The organism is Gemmobacter aquaticus, assembly GCF_007859075.1.
GTDB classification, from domain to species: Bacteria; Pseudomonadota; Alphaproteobacteria; order Rhodobacterales; family Rhodobacteraceae; genus Gemmobacter; species Gemmobacter aquaticus.
Genome location: NZ_VOAK01000020.1, coordinates 190,904 through 210,483 on the forward strand (window position 1 = coordinate 190,904; position 19,580 = coordinate 210,483).

Consider the following 19,580-nt stretch of genomic DNA (forward strand, 5'->3'; position numbering starts at 1 on the left):
AAAGGCGACCCGGTTCACCGGATGGAAAATCGTGGCTGGCCCCCGAGGGGGCCAGCCAGAGCAGAAGAACAGGTGTGGCATGGAACTGGGCCTTGCAGGCAAGGTGGTGATCGTGACCGGCGGTGGTGCCGGGATCGGGGCCGCGATATCGGAACAGCTGGCGGCAGAGGGCGCAGTGCCGGTCATCCTCGCCCGTCGCGCGCCCGAGGCCGACTGGCTGGCGGGGCTTGGCCCGAAGGCCGGCTGGGTTCAGGTCGATCTGGCCGATGATCAGCAATGCGTGGCCGCCGTCGCCGAGGCGCGGGCGCGGTTTGGGCGGATTTATGGGCTTGTCAACAACGCGGGCGTCAACGACGGCGTGGGGATAGACGCCGGGCCTGCGGCCTTTCGCGCCTCGCTGGATCTGAACCTGATCCACTATTACACGATGGTCCACCTTCTGGCGGATGATCTGCGGGCCGAGCGCGGCGCCGTGGTCAATATCAGCTCGAAAACCGCCGTCACCGGGCAGGGCGGCACATCAGCCTATGTGGCGGCCAAGGCTGCACAACTGGGTCTGACGCGGGAATGGGCGGCAGCCTTTGCCGGTGATGGCGTGCGCGTGAATGCCGTGATCCCTGCCGAGGTGATGACGCCGCTCTACGCCCGCTGGATCAACAGCTTTGACGACCCCGATGCCAAGCTTGCCGAAATCACGGCCCGCATCCCGCTGGGCCAGCGCATGACTGACGCATCCGAGATTGCCGCCATGGCCGTCTTTGCGCTGTCACAGCGCGCGCTGCATCTGACCGGACAATGGCTGTTTGTCGATGGCGGTTACACCCACCTTGACCGCGCGCTGGCTGGGGTGCGGTGATGAAGCCCGATCACATCATTCTGGCCGCAGACGATGATGTCGCCATTGCGCTGGCCGATCTGCCTGCAGGGCACGTTGCTGCAGGCGTCACGCTGACGACTGCGGTGCCGCGCGGACACAAATTCGCGCGGCATGCCATGGCCCCCGGCACGCAGGTGCGCCGCTATGGTCAGATCATCGGGCAGGCGACCGCCGCAATAGCTGCGGGCGATCATGTCCATGTGCAGAACCTCGGCATGTCGGACCACGCGCAGGACTACGCCATTGGCGCCGACCTGCGCCCCATCACGCCTGCGACCGAGGCGCGCACCTTCATGGGCTACCGGCGCGCCGACGGGCGGGCGGGGACGCGCAACTATCTGGGGGTGCTGACCTCGGTCAATTGCTCGGGCTCTGTGGCGCGGTTCATCGCCGAGGCGGCCGAAAAGACCGACTGGTTCCGCGCGCTGCGCAATGTCGACGGGATCGTGCCCATCGCCCATTCCTCGGGCTGTGGCATGGCCGGCGACAATGAGGGGTATGAGACCCTGTTCCGCACCCTGCAGGGCTATGCGCGCAACCCGAATTTTGCGGGCATCCTGCTGGTGGGCCTTGGCTGCGAGGTCATGCAGATCCCGGCGCTGGTCGGGCAGGCGCGGCTGCGTGCCGACGGTCAGTTCCACCATATGACCATTCAGGAACAGGGCGGCACGCGCCGCACCGTCGAGCGCGGGGTCGAGGCGCTGCGCGATCTGGCGCAAGTGGCCGAGCGCTGCAGTCGCGAGCCTGTGCCGGTGTCGGAGTTGGTGATCGGCATGCAATGCGGCGGGTCGGATGGCTATTCCGGCATCACCGCCAACCCCGCGCTTGGTGTGGCCTCTGATCTGCTGGTGGCGCACGGGGGCACCACGATCCTGTCCGAGACATCCGAGATCTACGGCGCGGAACATCTGCTGACCCGCCGCGCCGTCAACGCCGAGGTGGGCGAAAAGCTTCTGGCGCGCATCCGCTGGTGGGAGGACTACTGTGCCCGCAACAAGGGAGAGATGAACAACAACCCCAGCCCCGGCAACAAGCGCGGCGGGCTGACGACCATTCTTGAGAAATCGCTGGGGGCGGTCGCGAAGGGCGGATCGGCACCGCTGGAGGGCGTCTATCTTTTCGCCGAACCGATCGACCGCAAGGGCTTTGTCTTCATGGACAGCCCCGGCTACGATCCATGTTCGGTCACGGGGCAGGTGGCATCGGGGGCGAACCTGATCGTCTTTACCACGGGGCGTGGGTCCGTGTCGGGCTACAAGCCGGTTCCCTGCATCAAGGTCGCCACCAATTCCGAGATGTATGCCCGGATGGACGAGGACATGGACATCAACACAGGCGACATCCTGGAAGGCGTCACGCTTGAGGACAAGGGCCGCGAGATGTTTGAGATGTTCATCCGCGTCGCCTCGGGCGAGGTGACGAAATCCGAGGCGCTCGGCTTCGGCGGGGCCGAGTTCGTGCCATGGCAGATCGGGGCGGTGATGTGATGCAGCGCATGGGTATGATGATCAGGCTCAAGCCAGAAAAAATATCTGAATACAAGGCGTTGCACGCGGCTGTCTGGCCCGGTGTCCTTGCGCGCATCAGTGCGTCAAACATCCGCAACTACACGATCTTCTTGCGCGAGCCTGAGAATATCCTGTTCGGCACATGGGAGTATCATGGCAGCGATTTCGAGGCGGACATGGCGGCGATTGCCGCCGATCCGGTGACACAGGACTGGTGGAAGCTGACCGACCCCTGTCAGGTGCCACTGGAAAGCAGGGCCCCCGGCGAATGGTGGGCGATGATGGAAGAGGTGTTTCACCATGACTGACAGGCTGAAGGGCAAGCGCGCGCTGGTGACGGCGGCGGGGCAGGGGATCGGGCGGGCCTCGGCACTGGCCATGGCGCGTGAGGGCGCGCATGTTCTGGCAACCGATGTGAATGCGGCGGCACTCGAAAGCCTTGGCGCCGAGGGGATCGAGACACGGGTGCTGAATGTGCGCGACCCCGCCAGTATCGCGGCGGCGGTCGAAGGGGCAGGCGCGGTCGATGTGCTGTTCAACTGCGCGGGCTTTGTTGCCAGCGGCACGATCCTTGACTGTGACGAAGACCAATGGGCCTTCAGCCTCGATCTGAACATGACGGCCATGTACCGGATGTGCCGTGCCTTCCTGCCAGGCATGCTGGAACGGGGGGGCGGGTCGATCATCAACATGGCCTCGGTCGTCTCATCCCAGATCGCGGCGCCCAACCGCTTTGTCTATGGCGCGACGAAGGCCGGGGTGATCGGCCTGACCAAGGGCATCGCCGCCGATTTCATCACGCGCGGCATCCGCTGCAATGCGATCTGCCCGGGCACGGTGGAAAGCCCCTCGCTGGAGGATCGCCTGCGCGCCACTGGCGATTATGAGGCCGCTCGCCGCGCTTTTATCGCCCGCCAGCCCATCGGCCGCATCGGTCGCGCCGAAGAGATCGCGGCGCTGGTGGTCTATCTTGCCTCGGACGAATCCGCCTATACCACGGGCGTGGCCCATGTGATCGACGGCGGCTGGTCCAATATCTGAAGGGAATGGAATGAAACTTCTGCGTCATGGCCCGGCAGGGGCCGAAAAACCCGGCATCCGGTTGGATGATGGCACGATCCGCGATCTTTCCGGCCTCGTGCCGGATATCGCCGGGGCGGTGCTCTCGGACGAAGGCTTGGCCGCGATTCGTGCGGTTGATCTTTCGGCGCTGCCGGTTGTGCCTGCGGATACGCGGCTTGGGCCCTGCGTGGGCGGCACCGGCAAATTCATCTGCATCGGCCTGAACTACGCTGACCACGCCGCCGAATCCGGCATGGCCGTTCCACCGGAGCCTGTGATCTTCATGAAGGCCACCAGCGCCATCTGCGGACCTTATGATCCCATCATCATCCCCCGCGGGTCGGAAAAGACCGACTGGGAGGTGGAGCTGGCCGTGATCATTGGAACCCGCGCCAAATACGTCAGCGAGGCGGATGCGCTGGCGCATGTCGCAGGTTTTGCCATCACCAATGACGTGTCGGAGCGCGCCTTCCAGACCGAACGCGCGGGCCAGTGGACCAAGGGCAAGAGCTGCGACAACTTTGGGCAGATCGGCCCCTGGCTGGTGACGCGGGACGAGGTGGCCGATCCGCAGAACCTGCCGATGTGGCTCAAGGTGAACGGGCAGACGATGCAGGACGGATCGACCCGCACCATGGTCTATGGCGTGGCCCATCTGGTCAGCTACCTGAGCCAGTTCATGACACTGCATCCGGGTGATGTGATCTCGACCGGGACGCCTCCGGGCGTGGGGATGGGCCAAAAGCCGCCGCGCTACCTGAAGGTCGGCGACGTGGTCGAGCTTGGCATCGAGGGGTTGGGGCAGCAGCGCCAGACCGTGATCGCGGACTGAAGCCGATCACCGCGGATCAAGACGGATATAGCCCTCGCGACCTGTTCGCGTGGGCCTTTCCGTCTTGGTCAGTCGGCAAAACAAAACGTTCCGCAGGCGTAGAGTCCCAGGCAACACGATCAATTTTCAGGGAAACCTTGGCAGCCCGTAGGGGAGTCGAACCCCTCTTCCCAGGTTGAAAACCTGGTGTCCTAACCGATAGACGAACGGGCCGCGGTTGGTAGGCGGGTGTCTAACCGGCGGCGTTCAGACGCGCAAGAGGAAAAACGCAGCTCATGCTTCGGCCGCATCGTCCAGCCGCAGCTGTACCCGCGTCCGGCCGCCAAAGCTGTTCAGTTCCAGCCGTCCGGCAAGGTGAAAACGCCGGTGGCCGGGATTTTCAAGCGCGGGGCCAAGCGGTCCGTCGAAGGCGCCAAAGGCGATTGCCTCAAGCCGCGTGCCCATGCCGTCCCCGAAACTCAGCCTCAGATGCGACTCGCCGACACGGCGTGCCTGCACGGCCATGTCGGCAAAGGCAAAGCGCGGAGACGGAGATGAGGCGCCGAAGGGGCCGGCCGATTCGAGGCTCTCGATCAACTCGACCGTCGCCGCGGCAGGGGCGAGCATACCATCAAGGCGCAACTCCTGCGGCCCTTGCCGGTCGGCGCCCTGACGGGCAAGCAGTTCGGCCAGTCGTTCCATCGCTGCATCGAGGTGATCGCGCGCGACGGTCAGTCCGGCCGCCATCTTGTGCCCGCCTCCTTTCAGCAGCAGCCCCTCGGCCGCCACGCGCTGCACGGCTGCACCCAGATCGACACCATTCACCGACCGGGCCGATCCCTTGCCGATCTCTCCGTCAAGCCCGATGACCACGGCGGGGCGGTTTGTCGCCTCTTTGAGGCGCGCGGCCACGATGCCCACGACGCCCGGATGCCAGCCCTCGCCCGCCGCCCAGACGAGCGGGGCGTCGAGGCCGCGCGCCTCGGCCTGTGCGAGTGCAGCCGCACGGACGGCGGTTTCGATCTCGCGCCGTTCGGTGTTCAGCTGATCCAGGCGCGCGGCCAGAGCCTGCGCCTCGGCCTCGTCTGCCGTGGCAAGCAGCCGCGCGCCGAGATCGGCCTGCCCGATGCGACCGCCCGCATTGACACGAGGCCCCAGCAGAAAGCCAAGGGCATAGGTGGTGGGGGCCTGATCCATCCGGGCTACATCGGCAAGCGCCCGCAGACCCGCACGCTCGCGCCGCGCCATGACGCGCAGGCCCTGCCGCACGAAGGCGCGATTCACACCGATCAGCGGCGCTACATCCGCAACGGTTGCCAGCGCGACCAGATCGAGCATGGCCATCAGGTCAGGGCCCTGCACGCCTTCGGCACGCAATTGCCGGTTGGCCTCGACCAACATCAGAAAGACGACCGAAGCCGCACAGAGATGGGCGAGGCTTCCGTCTTCGTCCTGCCGGTTGGGGTTCACCACGGCAAGCGCGGGTGGCAAGGTCTCGCCGCCAAGGTGATGGTCGAGCACCACCACATCCGCACCCTTGGCGGCCTCGATGGGTTCGTGGCTCAGCGTGCCACAGTCGACGCAGATGATCAGGTCATGGGTCGCGGCAAGGCCCTGCATGGCGGGCACGTTGGGTCCGTACCCCTCGTCGATGCGGTCGGGGATGTAGAGCGTGGCATCCCGGCCCATCGCGCGCAGCCAGCAGATCAGCAAGGCCGCAGATGACCCGCCATCCACGTCATAATCGGCAAAGATCGCGATCCGCTCGTGCCGGGTTACGGCCTGCACAAAACGCGCGGCGGCCCGGCTCATGTCCCGCAGGCTGGCGGGGTCGGGCAAAAGGTCACGCAAGGCAGGGGCGAGATAGGTCTGCGCATCCCGCGCGGTCACGCCGCGCGTAGCCAGAATTTGGCACAGGGGCAGCGGCAAGCGGGTTTCCTGATGGATGGCTTCGGCGTGCCTGCGATCATCATCCGCAGGGCCCACCCAACGGCGTCCGGTCAGCGACGCCTCGACATTCAGAAATGCGCGTTCGATCATGCCGCAGGTCTGACGTGACGGGGGCCGCTCTGCAAGCCCCTCGTCACGCTGGCGCCTTACCAGTGGCCGGTATTGGGCATCGAGGCCCAGGGTTCGGCGGGAGGAAGGGCCGGGCCGCGCTGCAACAATTCGATCGACACGTTGTCGGGCGAGCGAACAAAGGCCATATGCCCGTCGCGCGGCGGGCGATTGATCACCACGCCATTGGCCTGCAGATGGGCGCAGGTCGCGTAGATGTCATCCACCTGATAGGCGAGGTGGCCAAAATTCCGGCTGTCCGACGGAAGGCCGGTGTCGCCATCCCAGTTGAAGGTCAACTCGACCGGGCATTCGGGCTGGCCGGGCGGTGCCATGAAAACCAGCGTGAAGCGACCATTTTCGTTTTCGATGCGGCGGATCTCTTCAAGGCCCAGCAGGCGGTAAAAGGCCATCGAGCGGTCCAGATCCAGCACGCGGACCATGGTGTGCAGGTAACGGGTGGGCATTGCGCATCTCCTTCGTTTCCGCGCCGAAGCATAGGTTTCTTGGCCCAACATGCCAGCCCGAACTGCCGCAGGGGGCGTCAGAATTGCGATTCTATGCCCAACGAAACGCCAATCTGGCGGGTCTCGAACCGGCTGATGTTGGAATCTGTGGCCTGGGCATTCAGGGTCAGGCGGGGAACATAGCCCATCAGGCCGAATTTCACCGGCATGATGTCAAGGGCCAGGCCCAGCGTCTCATCCTCTCGCCCGTCGGTCACGCCAAAGGGGCCGAGCAGATAGGACGGGTAATCCTTGAGCCCCGCGATGATCGAGCCGCGCAGCCGCACATCGCCGATGGGGCGGGGCGGTTCATAGCTGATCTCGCCCGAAAGCGCGCTGTATTGCCGGTTCACGTCAGGCGCATCGCCATTGCGATAGGCAGCGACCCAGGACAGCGTGCCCTGCGGCAGCGTCCATTGCCCCTCGAGTGCCAGCCCTAGGCTGGTCAGGTTTCCGTCGGGACGCCGGTTCCATTCGGAAAGCGCGCTTGTCTTGACCCAACTGTTCTCGCGGATGCGCAGGGGGGTCTCGGCCTCAAGCCTGACCGATGGGCCGGCGCTCTCTCCGGCCTCCCAGACATGACCGAGGCCGAGCGTCACCGATACCGGCCAGTCGCTGCCCGGCCAGCGGGTCTGGCGCATGACCGTTCCTTCGACCAGCGTGACGTTCAGGAATTTACCGGACAGGCCGGGGGCCAGCGCCTGCGCCTCGGATGACAGGTCGTGGTAGGCGCCAAATGCGCGCAGTCCAAGAACGGTCTGCCCGTTGGCGTCGGCGGGTAGAGCATGGTCCAGCCGTGCCTGCATCACCGTTCGCACGCCAGAAAGTGCCAGCGAGGCGCCCGATTGCGGCCCGACATAGAACCAGTCATCGATGGTGAGCCAGGCGCTGGACGATCCGCCATTCAGGTTATTGCTGGGCGAGATCGACAGGCTGAACGCCAGCCGCGTCGGATTCTGCCGGCGAACTTCGCGAAAATCCGCAACGGTGCGCTCATACTCGGCCTCATCGGGTGCTTCGTCCGTTGCGCGCCGCAGCCACATCTGTGCGGCCAGAAGGCGCCCGTCCTGCCATGCAGCATGGGCCGTATGGCGCGCAATGTCATAGCGCAGGGCCGGAGGCAGCCCCTCGGGTTTGCGACCGGCGGCGATCCAGGCGCGGCTTCCAGCCCTACGCCCCTCGGCGGTATCGCCCATGGCGGTTGCGCTGGCCGAGAGGATCAGCCAGGCGCGGGCGTCGTTTGGGTCGACCTCGACCAGACGCATGGCGATGGCGCGGGCCAAGGCCGGCTGCCCGGCCAGAACCGCACCCTGCGCGACGTCACGCGCCTCGTCCAGTGTCAGGGACTGTTCGGCAGCAACCTCTTCGCCACTGGCGGGCAGGGCGGCAAGTGCCATCCCCGCCACAAGTGCGATGCCGAGCGCCGCTTGCCTCAGCGCGGGTTGCATAGCGGCGAGGCGCCGGCCGTGTCACAGCGGGGCAAGGTGAAGGCCCCGTATTCCCAGATGTCGCTTTCGCCGCCAATCGGGTTGATCACCAGCGTGCCGCCGACATCGGTTGCCCCGCGGCCGCCAAAGAGGCCCGCGACCTTGCCGATCGAGAGGTTGGGATCGCCCGCAAACTCAACATCGCCCACGAAACGTCCGCTCTTGTTCATTTGCGTCGAGGGGAAGGCGATGGCGGTCAGCTGGTCTTCGGCATTCAGCGTTCCATCGCCATTCAGGTCGATTCGGCGTCCACGCGAATCCAGGAGCCAGCGGTTGTCGACGCCGCCATTGACCAGATCGTTGGCGAAGTTCGCGTTGATCAGCGCATCACCGCGCACGCGGAGCGTCTGATTGGGACGCAGCGCATCCGGTAGGGTGTTGTTCGCCGTATCACCGGGAACAAAGACGCCGGCATAGGTGCCCGCATAGCTGAACTGGCCTTTTTCGGTGCCGTTGCTGAGGTTCGGCCGCGTGTAGGCATCAATCCGGGCAAAGGTGGTGCCGCCGAAGTGGCGGTTGAACTGCCCACCGTCCGCGACGGCCGCGACGCGCAGGTTGCCGCGCTCGTTCTCGCGCACCAGCGCAAGGTATTTCCGCTGGAGGCCGGTTTCCTGATAGGTAAAGGCGCGATAGCCCTGAATGTCGAGGCTGCTATCCCGACGGAAGGCCACTGCCTCGGGCGAGGACTGCAGGCCTTGCAGGTTCACCTGCAAGCTGCCGCCGTTTGCGGGGTTATAGGCGATCGAGCGCAGGTTCACCTTCACCGCATCCGGCACGGCCGTCGAGGTGTCGCTGCCACCGCCATCGCCGCCGCCATTGCCGGAACCGTCATCCTCGACCCACGGGCTGCCGCCGCAGGCTGCAAGCAGCATCATCGCCGCCAACGTCAATCTGAAATCCATGATACTGCCCATTGCTTGCCGGTTTTTCAGGCGAGTTTCTGCAGTTCGCCCCTGCAAGTCAATGTGATGGCGTGCGAATTCCCGGTGCGCGTGTCGCGCAGGACGCGATCTGCCTCAGCATCTTTCAGCATATCGCCTAGCCACCTGCACCCGCCGCAAGATATAGTTGCCGCCGACTCATAAAGGATGCCCCGCCATGCCGCTGACCCCGGACCAGATCGCCGAAATCGAAGCCCTGCGCGCCACGCCGCGACCCACGCTGCGCGCCGTGTCGGAAGGGATGGAGGCGCACCTTTACAAGGCGCATGAGGTGCTGGACCACGGCTTCGTCCGCGTCATCGACTATATGGGCAACGACGCCGCAATCGTGCAGGCGGCACGGGTCAGCTATGGCGCCGGCACGAAAAAGGTCAACGATGACAGCGGCCTGATCCGCTATTTGATGCGGCACTGGCATTCGACCCCGTTCGAGATGTGCGAGCTGAAGCTGCACGTCAAACTGCCGATCTTCGTCGCGCGCCAGTGGATCCGCCACCGCACCGCCAATGTGAACGAATACAGCGCCCGCTATTCGATCATGGACCGCGAATTCTATATCCCCGAGCCGCAGCACCTTGCGGCGCAATCGACCGTCAACAACCAGGGCCGTGGCGCCGTGCTTGAGGGGGCCGAGGCCGCGCGCGTGCTGGAGATCCTGAAATCCGACGCCGCCCGCAGCTATGACCATTACGAGGCGATGCTCAGCCAGGACGGCCAGCAGGGTCTGGCGCGCGAGCTGGCCCGCATGAACCTGCCTGCCAATATCTATACGCAATGGTACTGGAAGGTTGACCTGCACAACCTGTTCCACTTCCTGCGCCTGCGCGCCGACGCCCATGCCCAATACGAAATCCGCATCTATGCCGAGGCGATTGCCAAGGTCGTGGCCGACTGGGTTCCCGTGGCCTATGGCGCCTTCGAGGACTATCGCATGGGCGGCACCACCCTTTCCGCCAAAGCCATGGCCGTTCTGAAACGCCGCCTCGCCGGAGAGACCGTGACGCAGGAAGAAAGCGGCATGAGCAAAGGGGAATGGCGGGAGTTCACGGAGGTTTGGGGGTGAACATACTCGTCACAAAGCGCTTGAAGGACGAGAGGTGGCGTATCGGGGGAGCCGTCCCTGCTATGGGAGACAGGAAACTTCGCGTCCATCACCTGAGTTATGACGATGTTCTGGACGCTCATTTTGCGATTGCTGACTTCTTTTATCGAGACGAGTATGGGATGGCAGGAGTCGGTTATCGAAATTTGGACCTATTTATCTCAACGGTTGAACGTCAATTTGTAGAGTTTGGTGGAGTTCAGCTTTCTCGTAATGAGTTTGAAGATATCGCAACCCTGCTCTACGGTATAATAAAAAACCATCCTTTCTATGATGCGAACAAACGGACAGCTTTTCTTTGCGCGCTTCTGCAACTGCACAGACTTGGGCGCCGGATAACCGTAAGTGAGAAGGAATTTGAGAATTTGATGGTGGAGATAGCAGATGACTCAATTCTTCGTAAGTCAGCGCTGAAGGACCTGCAAAAGGATAATGTTCCAAGGCCAGAAATTACATACCTTGCTCGGTATCTGCAGAAGAACTCTCGCAAGAACGCGAGACTGGAGCGAACTGTAAAGTTTAGGGAGCTTCGTGAGATTGTGGAGAAGAACGGATTTAAGTTCACAACCCCCTATCGTGGAACAATAGACATTGTGAAAGTTGAGGAGAGGCGTATCCCGAGATTTTTTTGGGGTGACAGAATTGAAAGAACAAACAAGGTTATAGCGAGCATCGCATATCATGGTGAGGGCGTGGATGTGCCGGACAATACCGTGAGTCTAATTCGGCAGGGGTGTGGACTTACGGATCAGGATGGGTTCGATGGTGAAGTCCTCCTTCGTGATGCGACGCCAACTTTTCAAATGATAAAAAGCTACAGGACGGCATTGCAGAACTTGGCTTATCGGTAGTGGTGATTTTCGTAAATTCCCCGATACTGATTTCGGCACGACGATCGCTGTAGGTGCTGTCGCAATGACGCGAAAAAGTTGCCCGCTGTGTTGGTCTTCGGCGGGCAACGCGCTACCTCCTTCTGCAAAGGAGAATGCCATGCCCCTCGTCACGCTTTATCTTTCGACCTTCATCACCTTCCTCGCCCTTGATGCGGTGATGCTGCGCTATGTGATGCAGCCCTTGTTTGCGCGTCACATCGGCCCGCTGCTCGCCGATCCGATCCGGCTTGGACCGGCGGCGGTGTTCTATGCGGCCTATATCGCGGGGCTGATCTGGCTGGTGTCGCTGCCCGCGCTCAGAACCGGCAGCGGGGTCTGGTTGCAGGCGGCGGTACTGGGCTTCATGGCCTATGGAACCTATGAATTCACCAGCTACGCCGTGATGCGCGACTGGCATTGGTCGATGGTGGCAACCGATGTGGTCTGGGGCACCATCCTGACCGCGTTCTCCGCTGCGGTCGGGGTGTGGGTCACCCGTGCCCTTGGCCTTGCCGCTTGATCTTTGCCGGGGCGGGGGCCATACCCGCCCTGACCGATCCTGCATCAGGGGCACGCGATGATCCTTTACGGCATTCCCACCTGTGACACCTGCAAGAAGGCGCTGAAGGCGCTTGAGGGGGCAGGCCACGCAGTCAGCTTTCGCGACATCCGCAAGGACCCGCTGTCCGAGGCCGAGATTGCGCGTCTGGTGATCGAGTTCGGCGACCGGCTGATCAACAAGACCTCGACCACCTATCGCGGGTTCAACGATTTCCTCAAGGCATCCGAGCCAGAGGCCCAGATCGCCGCGCAGCCCACGGTGATGAAGCGCCCGGTGATCGAGGATGACGGGCGGTTCTTCCTTGGCTGGGACGATGCGGTGCAATCGGCCCTTCTGAAATGAAGAACGGCCCCGACAGGGGCCGCCCATGGCATCTCCCGGAGGTCCGGGCCGGTGCTGCAATCAGAGAAGCTTGAGATCCGAGGCCGACGCCCGGCCGTCGCGGCCCGACTGCAGTTCGAAGGCGATCTTCTGATTGTCGTTCAGACCTTTCAGCCCGGCGCGCTCGACGGCCGAGATGTGGACGAATACGTCTTTGCCGCCATCATCGGGCGCGATGAATCCATAACCCTTGGTGGCGTTGAACCATTTCACGGTGCCGGTCGGCATTCCGCTTCTCCTTTGTCAGACATCCCGGGGCGAGATTGCCGCGGGTCGTGCAGCCAGGTCTTCCACTTCTCCGGCTGCCTGCTGGCAGGAGGCGGTCGAAAGTCTGTCGTCACGCAAAGGATGATGCCATGGAACAGACAAAAATCAACACTATTTGATCAAGCGGCCAAGGGCCGCCTGATTCATTATTTTTCGATGATCTGCCAGATACTTGGCAGGATCATGGCATCTCGGCGGCGGAAGAAAGTTCGCCAATGATCGCGTCCAGAGCCACCGTTTCCGTCCTGTTTTCACCCAGACGGCGGACCGAAACAGTGCGCTCCTCGACCTCTTTCATGCCGATGGCAAGGATCACCGGAACCTTGCCGACCGAGTGCTCGCGGACCTTGTAATTGATCTTTTCGTTCCGCGTATCGGCCTCGGCCCGGATGCCGGCCGACTTCAGGGCGGCGGTCACCTCGCGCACATAATCATCGGCGTCCGAGACGATCGAGGCCACCACCACCTGACGCGGCGCCAGCCAGAACGGCAGTTTGCCGGCATAGTTTTCGATCAGGATGCCGATGAAACGCTCAAAGCTGCCCAGAACGGCGCGGTGCAACATGACCGGGCGGTGCTTGCCGCCATCCTCGCCGACATATTCCGCGCCAAGACGCATCGGCAGGTTGAAGTCGCACTGGAAGGTGCCGCATTGCCATTCGCGGCCGATCGCGTCGGTCAGCTTGAAGTCAAGCTTCGGCCCGTAGAAGGCCCCGTCGCCGGGGTTCACCTCATAGGGCAGGCCAAGGCTCTGGATTGCCTTCTCAAGGGCGCCTTCGGCCTTGTCCCAGATCTCGTCCGAGCCCACGCGCACGTCGGGCCGCGTCGACAGCTTGATGTCGAATTTCTCGAACCCGAGATCCTTGTAGACGCTGGAGAGCAATCCGATGAAGCCTGCGCATTCTGCCTCGATCTGGTCCTCGGTGCAGAAGATATGCGCGTCGTCCTGCGTGAAGCCGCGCACCCGCATCAGACCGTGCATCGAGCCCGAGGATTCATAGCGGTGGCACGACCCGAACTCGGCCAGCCGCAAGGGCAGGTCGCGGTAGGATTTCAGGCCCTGATTATAGACCTGCACATGGCAAGGGCAGTTCATCGGCTTCAGCGCGTTGATGCGCTTTTCCTTGGCGCCTTCCTCATCCACCTCCACGATGAACATGTTCTCGCGGTAGGCTTCCCAGTGGCCGGATTTCTCCCACAGCACGCGATCAACCACCTGCGGCGTCTTGATTTCCTTGTAGTCTGCAGCGCGCAGGCGCTTGCGCATATAGTCTTCCAGCGTGCGATAGACGGTCCAGCCGTTGGGGTGCCAGAACACCATCCCCGGCGCCTCTTCCTGTAGGTGGAACAGGTCCATCTCGCGGCCCAGCTTGCGGTGGTCACGCTTGGCGGCCTCTTCCAGCATGGTGAGGTGCGCTTTCAGATCGTCGCGGTTCTTGAAGGCCACGCCGTAGATGCGCTGCAACATGGGGCGCGATGCGTCGCCCAGCCAGTAGGCGCCGGCCACATGCGTCAGCTTGAAGGCATCGGCGGGCACTTGCCCGGTGTGCTGCAGATGGGGGCCGCGGCACAGGTCCTGCCAGTCGCCGTGCCAGTACATGCGGATGTCCTCGCCCTCGGGGATGCGGTCGAGAAGTTCCAGTTTGAAGGGCTCGCCGCGGCCACGATAGTACTCGACCGCACGGGCACGTTCCCACAGCTCGGTCTTGACCGGTTCGCGCGCGTTGATGATCTGCTTCATCCGCGCCTCGATCTGGCCAAGGTCTTCGGGCGTGAAGGGCTCTTCACGGTCAAAGTCGTAGAACCAGCCGTGATCGCGCACCGGGCCGATGGTGACCTTCACATCCGGCCAGATTTCCTGCACCGCACGGGCCATGATATGGGCGAGGTCGTGGCGGATCAGCTCCAGCGCCTGCGCGTCATCGGCCATCGTGTGAATGGCGATCGATGCATCCTGCGCGATGGGCCATTGCAGGTCCCATTGCTTGCCCTCGACAGTGGCCGAGATCGCCTTCTTGGCAAGGCTCGTTGAAATCGAGGCCGCCACTTCGGCTGGCGTCACGCCTGCCGCGAATTCGCGCGTGTTCCCATCGGGGAATGTCAACGTGATGTTCTGGGGGGAATTCTGGCTCATGGCCGGCTCCTCGTCGGTTTGGCGCCCACGGAACGCCCGGTTGCGGGTATGGTCTGGGGCTTTTGCGCAATCACGCCGCCCGCGTCAAGCCGGTGGGGTGGTGGACTTGCCCGAGGGTGCCGCATCTGCAACGTTGTTGTGGGGTGATGCAGGGGGGCATGATGCGCTCATTCGAGGAAATTCTGACCATCGCGGCAGAGCGCAAGGGGGGTGCCGACAAGGTGCTGGCCGGTGTCATGCCCTACAAGACTGCAGGCGAACTGGCCAGCATTCCGGACGACCGCTGGCTGGCCATGATGGCGAGGGGTATCTTTCAGGCGGGGATCAGCTGGACGGTGGTCGAAGCGAAATGGCCAGGCATTGAAGAGGCTTTCGCCGGGTTTGACGTGGGTCGCCTGTCGATGATGGATGATGGCTGGCTTGATGCGCTGCTCGTCGACACGCGGGTGATCCGCAGCGGCGCCAAGATCGCCGCCATACGCGACAACGCGGTCTTCATCCGCAGGGTGAACGAGGCGGAAGGCGGCTTTGCCCGCAAGGTGGCTGACTGGCCCGCCGGGGATTTCGCGGGCCTCCTGGATTGGCTCACCACCACCGGCAGCCGGCTCGGCGGAAACACTGGCGCCTATATGCTGCGGCAGATGGGGAAAGAGGGCTACCTTCTCTCAAAAGACGTTGTCGCAAGGCTGGTGGCCGAAGGGGTGATTGGTGGGCCGCCTACCTCACGCAAGGCAATGGCGGCGGTGCAGGCGGCGTTTGATCGCTGGCGCACGGAAAGCGGACAGTCCCTGAACACGATCAGCCGGGTTCTGGCGCAGAGCATCGGTTGAGGCGGGCGCAGGCTTTCTGCTAGGGGTGCCTCAAGACTGGAGACGCCAATGACCGATTTCTTGACGACAGCGCAGGGCCGCCGCATTGCCTATCACCGCCATCCGGGGCAGGGGCCGGGAGTGGTGTTCCTAGGGGGCTTCAAATCCGACATGACCGGCACCAAGGCGCAGCACCTGCAGGACTGGGCCGAGGCGAGGGGGCGCGCCTTTCTGCGCTTCGACTATTCGGGGCATGGTCAGTCGTCTGGAGACTTTCTGGAGGGCTGCATCGGGGACTGGGCGACAGATGCATCTGAGGTGATCCGCACCCTGACCGACGGGCCGCAGATCCTTGTCGGCTCATCGATGGGGGGCTGGATCGCGCTGCTGGTGGCGCGCGCGCAGCCTGAACGCGTCGCGGGCCTCGTCGGGATCGCGGCGGCGCCGGATTTTACCGAAGATCTGATGTGGGCGCAGTTCACCGAAGCAGAGCGCGCAGCACTTGCGACGGGGCGGGTCGAGCAACCCTCGGACTATTCGGAAGAGCCCTACATCATCACCCGCAAGCTGATCGAGGATGGCCGCCGTCATTTGGTCCTGCGCGACCCTCTGCCGCTGCCTTTCCCGGTGCGCCTGCTGCAAGGGACGGCGGATGTGGATGTGCCGTCAGAGGTGGCGCTGCGCCTGATGGCCCACGCCGAAAGCCCTGACCTTCGGCTGACGCTCGTGAAGGGGGCGGATCATCGGTTTTCGACGCCTGCCTGTCTCGACCTCGTCATAGAAGCGGTCGAGGAGACGTCGATGCTTGTCAAATCCTGACAACCGAAGGTATGCCGAGCATTTTTGGCGTTAGTAAAATCAAGGCCTTGGTTGTGTCCTCCAGACTTGGATCATCTGCCGGGCTTCAATCCTCGAACATTAAACGAAAACGCCGGGGTATTGGCCCCGGCGTTCCAGCTTTGACCTGATACGAGAGGCCTACTTCGTCACCGCCAGCTTTACCGGCGATTTGCGCGGCTGGCCGGAGTTCGCGTCGATGAAGCTCAGCACCAGTGGGCGGATGTTCAGACGCCAGCTCTTGCCGGCGAAGATACCGTAGTGGCCCGCGCCCGGTTCCAGATGGCTGGCCTTCTTGTCGTCGGGAAGGTTGGTCAGCAGCTTCAGCGCGGCGAGGCACTGGCCTGGGGCCGAGATGTCGTCCTTTTCACCCTCGACGATCTTCACTGCGACGCTGGTGATCGCGCCGAAGTCCACCTTCTTGCCGGCAACGGTAAAGTCGTTGCGCGCAATCTCGCGGTTCTTGAAGATGCGCTCGACGGTCGAGAGGTAGAACTCGGCCGTCATATCCATGACCGCCAGATACTCGTCGTAAAAACGGTTGTGGGCGTCATGGTCGGATGTTTCGCCCCGTGCGGCGCGCATGACCTGATCAGCAAAGGCCTTTCCGTGGCGTTCAGCGTTCATCGACATGAAGCCGGCAAGTTGCAGAAGGCCCGGATAGACCAGTCGCCCCGCGCCCTTGTACTTGAAGCCCACCCGCTGGATGGCCCATTGCTCCAGCTGGCCCATGGTCACGCGGCGGCCAAAGTCGGTCACTTCGGTCGCTGCGGCATCAGGATCAACCGGGCCACCCATCAGCGTCAGTGACCGGGGCTGCGCGGCCGGATCCTCACCCGCCAGATAGGCGGTGGCGGCCAGTGTCAGAGGCACGGGTTGGCAAACCGCAACCACATGGGTGTCGGGACCCAGATAACGCATGAAATCTACAAGGTAGAGCACATAGTCATCCACGTCGAACTTGCCGGCCGAAACCGGGATGTCGCGGGCATTGTGCCAATCGGTGACATAGACGTCGGCATCGGGCAGCAGCGAGGCAACAGTTGGGCGCAGAAGGGTTGCATAGTGACCCGACATCGGCGTCACCACGAGGATCTGGCGAGCCATCTTTTCGCGCCGGCGAACCGAGAAATGGATCAGGTTGCCAAAGTCACGCTCGACCACCGGCGTAATGTCGACCAAGTGGTCGGTGCCATCGGGGCCGACGATCGACCGGATGCCCCAGTCGGGTTTGGTCACCATGCGTGAGAAGGTGCGCTCGGTCACCTCGCCCCAGGCGGCCGTCAACTGGAAGATCGGGTTGGCAGACAAGGCGAACACGGGATACGACGCCATGGCGCGCGCAGTGGCGCCAAGCCACTCATTGGTGTTGCGCGCTGTTTCCATCAGGTCATAAGTGGCCATATACTTCATGGGCGTCTCCTCGAGCGCTGGGCCGTGGCACAAAACCGGTCCCACAGGCGCAGGGGAACCGGGCAATAATTGCTGCATCTGCAAAAAGTGTAGGGGGGAAAGATCAATATGACAACTGAGACCAAGGACCAAGCGGCGCGGCTTGAACGTCTGAACGCCAATCTTGCCAAGGTTGATGAGTTGTCAAAGCGGCTGGCAGCGGCACTTGCGCGTCGCAAACAGGCTGATCCGGCCCTTTCCGGGCCCTCGCAAGAGGTCTACATGAAGGCTGCTGCGGCCTATGTTGCCGAAATGATGCAGAACCCTTCCAAAATCATAGAGCAGCAGGTGGGCTACTGGGGCAAGACGCTGAAGCACTATGTGGAGGCGCAGCATGCCCTTTCGCAGGGCGAATTGAAGGCCCCCGCCGACCCAGGGCCGAGTGATCGCCGATTCGCGAACCCCCTGTGGGAGACGCATCCGTTCTTCAATTACCTCAAGCAGCAGTATCTCATGGGGTCCGAGGCGATTACCGGTGCGCTCTCCGGTCTAGACCGGCTGGATGCGGTCGATCGTCGCCGGGTGGAGTATTTCACGCGACAGATCGTCGACATGATGTCTCCCACGAACTTTCTTGGCACGAACCCTGACGCCTTGGAAAAGGCAGTCGCCACCGACGGCGAAAGCCTTGTGCAGGGGCTCGAGAACCTTGTTCGGGATATCGAGGCGAACAACGGCGATCTGCTGGTGACGCTGGCCGATAAAGAGGCCTTCCGGGTGGGCGAGAACATCGCCACGACACCGGGCGCGGTGGTGTTTCGCAACAAGATGTTCGAGCTGATCCAGTACACCCCGACGACCGAGAAGGTGCATCAGACGCCGCTTCTGATCTTCCCGCCGTGGATCAACAAATTCTACATTCTTGATCTGAAACCGGCGAACAGCCTGATCAAATGGATCGTCGACCAAGGCTTTACCCTGTTCGTGGTCAGCTGGGTGAACCCTGATGCCAGCTACCGCGACGTGGGCCTCGATGACTACGTCCGTGACGGCTATCTGGCTGCGATCGAAGAGACAAAGCGCATCACGGGTGAAAAGCAGATCAATGCGGTAGGCTATTGCATCGCGGGAACCACGCTGAGCCTGACGCTGGCGTATCTGCAGCAGATCGGTGACAAGTCGATCAAGTCGGCCACCTTCTTTACGACACTGACCGATTTCTCTGATCCCGGCGAAGTGGGTGTCTTTCTCGATGATGACTTCGTCGACGGGATCGAGCGCCAGGTCGCCGTCGACGGGGTGCTCGACAAGTTCTTCATGAGCCGAACCTTCAGCTTCCTGCGCTCGAACGACCTGATCTATCAGCCGGCAATCAAGAGCTACATGATGGGCGAGGCACCGCCCGCCTTTGACCTTCTGTTCTGGAACGGGGATGGCACCAACCTCCCGGCACGCATGTCGGTCGAATATCTGCGCGGGCTTTGCCAGCGCGACGAGTTTGCGCAAGGCGGCTTCACCATCCTTGGCCACAAGGTGCACCTGTCCGACGTGAAGGTTCCGCTGGCGGCGATCGCCTGTGAGACTGACCATATCGCCGCCTGGAAGGGCAGCTTCAATGGCATTCGGCAGATGGGGTCAAAGGACAAGACCTTCATCATGTCGCAAAGCGGGCATATCGCCGGGATCATCAATCCGCCGTCGAAGGGCAAGTACGGCCACTATGTAAACGAGGGCCCCATGACCACGCCCGAGGAATGGCTGGCGGGCGCCACATTCCACAAGTCGAGCTGGTGGCCGATGTGGGGAGAGTGGCTCGCCAAGCGATCGGGGCGACAAATCGCGGCCCGCATCCCAGGCGATTCGGATCATCCCGTACTGGCACCCGCGCCGGGCACCTATGTTAAGGCTGTGCCAGCGGCTTGAATCTCCAGAATATTCAGACAATTGGCTGATGTGTGTCGTAGCGTCACGCTG

The 19,580-nt window shown here is 62.8% G+C and carries 19 protein-coding genes and 1 tRNA gene; 12 read left to right on the forward strand and 8 right to left on the reverse strand.

Translation table 11 applies throughout. From position 1 onward, the window contains the following. Positions 1-79: 79 nt before the first annotated feature. The 5 genes from FQU74_RS10645 to FQU74_RS10665 are packed head-to-tail and all read left to right on the forward strand — an operon-like array spanning position 80 to position 4,279. Entirely contained in the window at positions 80-856 is a 777-nt protein-coding gene (locus FQU74_RS10645; RefSeq protein WP_146286448.1) for an L-fucose dehydrogenase, read from the forward strand. Then, positions 856-2,364, forward strand: coding sequence for a UxaA family hydrolase (locus FQU74_RS10650; protein WP_146286449.1), 1,509 nt, complete (start codon positions 856-858; stop codon positions 2,362-2,364). Before FQU74_RS10645 ends, FQU74_RS10650 begins: the two co-directional genes overlap by 1 nt. After that, positions 2,340-2,693: an L-rhamnose mutarotase gene (locus FQU74_RS10655; protein ID WP_229704366.1), complete on the forward strand. Its 354-nt coding sequence runs from the start codon at positions 2,340-2,342 to the stop codon at positions 2,691-2,693. Before FQU74_RS10650 ends, FQU74_RS10655 begins: the two co-directional genes overlap by 25 nt. Then, complete coding sequence (locus tag FQU74_RS10660; protein WP_146286450.1) at positions 2,686-3,426, forward strand: SDR family oxidoreductase; 741 nt, start codon at positions 2,686-2,688, stop codon at positions 3,424-3,426. The genes FQU74_RS10655 and FQU74_RS10660 overlap by 8 nt, the downstream gene beginning before the upstream one ends. A gap of 10 nt (positions 3,427-3,436) precedes the next feature. Further along, positions 3,437-4,279, forward strand: coding sequence for a fumarylacetoacetate hydrolase family protein (locus FQU74_RS10665; protein WP_146286451.1), 843 nt, complete (start codon positions 3,437-3,439; stop codon positions 4,277-4,279). A gap of 138 nt (positions 4,280-4,417) precedes the next feature. Here the strand turns inward: FQU74_RS10665 and FQU74_RS10670 are convergent. From FQU74_RS10670 to FQU74_RS10690, 5 genes are all read right to left on the reverse strand, one after another. Beyond that, positions 4,418-4,492: transfer RNA gene (locus tag FQU74_RS10670), tRNA-Glu, on the reverse strand. A 60-nt stretch (positions 4,493-4,552) separates the two neighbouring features. Then, a complete protein-coding gene (gene recJ, locus FQU74_RS10675) occupies positions 4,553-6,298 on the reverse strand; it encodes a single-stranded-DNA-specific exonuclease RecJ (protein ID WP_146286452.1) in 1,746 nt (581 codons plus the stop codon). 56 nt (positions 6,299-6,354) lie between these two features. Next, entirely contained in the window at positions 6,355-6,783 is a 429-nt protein-coding gene (locus tag FQU74_RS10680; RefSeq protein WP_146286453.1) for a VOC family protein, read from the reverse strand. A 77-nt stretch (positions 6,784-6,860) separates the two neighbouring features. Then, a complete protein-coding gene (locus FQU74_RS10685; RefSeq protein WP_146286454.1) occupies positions 6,861-8,270 on the reverse strand; it encodes a surface lipoprotein assembly modifier in 1,410 nt (469 codons plus the stop codon). Further along, on the reverse strand, positions 8,255-9,211 hold the full coding sequence (locus FQU74_RS10690; RefSeq protein ID WP_146286455.1) for a hypothetical protein: 957 nt from the start codon (positions 9,209-9,211) through the stop codon (positions 8,255-8,257). The genes FQU74_RS10685 and FQU74_RS10690 overlap by 16 nt, the downstream gene beginning before the upstream one ends. Before the next feature lie 196 nt (positions 9,212-9,407). On the opposite strand from FQU74_RS10690, the gene thyX reads away from it, so the two are divergent. From thyX to FQU74_RS10710, 4 genes are all read left to right on the forward strand, one after another. After that, the gene (gene thyX / locus FQU74_RS10695) at positions 9,408-10,313 is read left to right on the forward strand and encodes an FAD-dependent thymidylate synthase (RefSeq protein ID WP_146286456.1); all 906 of its coding nucleotides are present in this window, start codon (positions 9,408-9,410) and stop codon (positions 10,311-10,313) included. Beyond that, complete coding sequence (locus FQU74_RS10700) at positions 10,310-11,203, forward strand: type II toxin-antitoxin system death-on-curing family toxin (protein ID WP_206665016.1); 894 nt, start codon at positions 10,310-10,312, stop codon at positions 11,201-11,203. Before thyX ends, FQU74_RS10700 begins: the two co-directional genes overlap by 4 nt. A 139-nt stretch (positions 11,204-11,342) precedes the next feature. Then, positions 11,343-11,744: a DUF2177 family protein gene (locus FQU74_RS10705; RefSeq protein WP_146286457.1), complete on the forward strand. Its 402-nt coding sequence runs from the start codon at positions 11,343-11,345 to the stop codon at positions 11,742-11,744. 57 nt (positions 11,745-11,801) lie between these two features. After that, on the forward strand, positions 11,802-12,128 hold the full coding sequence (locus FQU74_RS10710; protein WP_146286458.1) for an arsenate reductase family protein: 327 nt from the start codon (positions 11,802-11,804) through the stop codon (positions 12,126-12,128). 60 nt (positions 12,129-12,188) lie between these two features. Here the strand turns inward: FQU74_RS10710 and FQU74_RS10715 are convergent, their stop codons facing one another. Both FQU74_RS10715 and thrS read right to left on the reverse strand, forming a co-directional pair. After that, positions 12,189-12,395 (reverse strand): cold-shock protein, encoded by a 207-nt coding sequence (locus FQU74_RS10715; RefSeq protein ID WP_146286459.1) that lies wholly within the window; start codon positions 12,393-12,395, stop codon positions 12,189-12,191. A 220-nt stretch (positions 12,396-12,615) separates the two neighbouring features. Next, positions 12,616-14,568, reverse strand: coding sequence for a threonine--tRNA ligase (thrS, locus tag FQU74_RS10720; RefSeq protein WP_146286460.1), 1,953 nt, complete (start codon positions 14,566-14,568; stop codon positions 12,616-12,618). A gap of 161 nt (positions 14,569-14,729) precedes the next feature. Here thrS and FQU74_RS10725 point away from each other — a divergent pair, with 161 nt between their 5' ends. Then, on the forward strand, positions 14,730-15,398 hold the full coding sequence (locus FQU74_RS10725) for a DNA-3-methyladenine glycosylase I (protein WP_146286461.1): 669 nt from the start codon (positions 14,730-14,732) through the stop codon (positions 15,396-15,398). A 48-nt stretch (positions 15,399-15,446) separates the two neighbouring features. Continuing rightward, positions 15,447-16,196 (forward strand): alpha/beta hydrolase, encoded by a 750-nt coding sequence (locus tag FQU74_RS10730; RefSeq protein WP_146286462.1) that lies wholly within the window; start codon positions 15,447-15,449, stop codon positions 16,194-16,196. A 159-nt stretch (positions 16,197-16,355) separates the two neighbouring features. Here the strand turns inward: FQU74_RS10730 and phaZ are convergent, their stop codons facing one another. Next, positions 16,356-17,627 carry a polyhydroxyalkanoate depolymerase gene (gene phaZ / locus FQU74_RS10735; RefSeq protein WP_146286463.1) on the reverse strand — a complete coding sequence of 424 codons (1,272 nt, stop codon included), beginning with the start codon at positions 17,625-17,627 and terminating at the stop codon, positions 16,356-16,358. Between the two features lie 108 nt (positions 17,628-17,735). Here phaZ and phaC point away from each other — a divergent pair, with 108 nt between their 5' ends. Continuing rightward, positions 17,736-19,529 (forward strand): class I poly(R)-hydroxyalkanoic acid synthase, encoded by a 1,794-nt coding sequence (gene phaC, locus FQU74_RS10740; RefSeq protein WP_146286464.1) that lies wholly within the window; start codon positions 17,736-17,738, stop codon positions 19,527-19,529. Positions 19,530-19,580 lie beyond the last annotated feature (51 nt).

What these genes read in the sequence shown, in the direction of transcription:
- FQU74_RS10725 (WP_146286461.1), top strand. Translation starts at nt 14,730, where the DNA reads ATGCGCTCATTCGAGGAAATTCTGACCATCGCGGCAGAGCGCAAGGGG.
- FQU74_RS10655 (WP_229704366.1), top strand. Translation starts at nt 2,340, where the DNA reads ATGGCAGATCGGGGCGGTGATGTGATGCAGCGCATGGGTATGATGATC.
- FQU74_RS10690 (WP_146286455.1), bottom strand. Translation starts at nt 9,211, where the DNA reads ATGGATTTCAGATTGACGTTGGCGGCGATGATGCTGCTTGCAGCCTGC.
- thyX (WP_146286456.1), top strand. Translation starts at nt 9,408, where the DNA reads ATGCCGCTGACCCCGGACCAGATCGCCGAAATCGAAGCCCTGCGCGCC.
- FQU74_RS10715 (WP_146286459.1), bottom strand. Translation starts at nt 12,395, where the DNA reads ATGCCGACCGGCACCGTGAAATGGTTCAACGCCACCAAGGGTTATGGA.
- FQU74_RS10645 (WP_146286448.1), top strand. Translation starts at nt 80, where the DNA reads ATGGAACTGGGCCTTGCAGGCAAGGTGGTGATCGTGACCGGCGGTGGT.
- FQU74_RS10665 (WP_146286451.1), top strand. Translation starts at nt 3,437, where the DNA reads ATGAAACTTCTGCGTCATGGCCCGGCAGGGGCCGAAAAACCCGGCATC.
- FQU74_RS10705 (WP_146286457.1), top strand. Translation starts at nt 11,343, where the DNA reads ATGCCCCTCGTCACGCTTTATCTTTCGACCTTCATCACCTTCCTCGCC.
- FQU74_RS10685 (WP_146286454.1), bottom strand. Translation starts at nt 8,270, where the DNA reads ATGCAACCCGCGCTGAGGCAAGCGGCGCTCGGCATCGCACTTGTGGCG.
- recJ (WP_146286452.1), bottom strand. Translation starts at nt 6,298, where the DNA reads ATGATCGAACGCGCATTTCTGAATGTCGAGGCGTCGCTGACCGGACGC.
- FQU74_RS10650 (WP_146286449.1), top strand. Translation starts at nt 856, where the DNA reads ATGAAGCCCGATCACATCATTCTGGCCGCAGACGATGATGTCGCCATT.
- FQU74_RS10680 (WP_146286453.1), bottom strand. Translation starts at nt 6,783, where the DNA reads ATGCCCACCCGTTACCTGCACACCATGGTCCGCGTGCTGGATCTGGAC.
- phaZ (WP_146286463.1), bottom strand. Translation starts at nt 17,627, where the DNA reads ATGAAGTATATGGCCACTTATGACCTGATGGAAACAGCGCGCAACACC.
- phaC (WP_146286464.1), top strand. Translation starts at nt 17,736, where the DNA reads ATGACAACTGAGACCAAGGACCAAGCGGCGCGGCTTGAACGTCTGAAC.
- FQU74_RS10730 (WP_146286462.1), top strand. Translation starts at nt 15,447, where the DNA reads ATGACCGATTTCTTGACGACAGCGCAGGGCCGCCGCATTGCCTATCAC.
- FQU74_RS10710 (WP_146286458.1), top strand. Translation starts at nt 11,802, where the DNA reads ATGATCCTTTACGGCATTCCCACCTGTGACACCTGCAAGAAGGCGCTG.
- thrS (WP_146286460.1), bottom strand. Translation starts at nt 14,568, where the DNA reads ATGAGCCAGAATTCCCCCCAGAACATCACGTTGACATTCCCCGATGGG.
- FQU74_RS10660 (WP_146286450.1), top strand. Translation starts at nt 2,686, where the DNA reads ATGACTGACAGGCTGAAGGGCAAGCGCGCGCTGGTGACGGCGGCGGGG.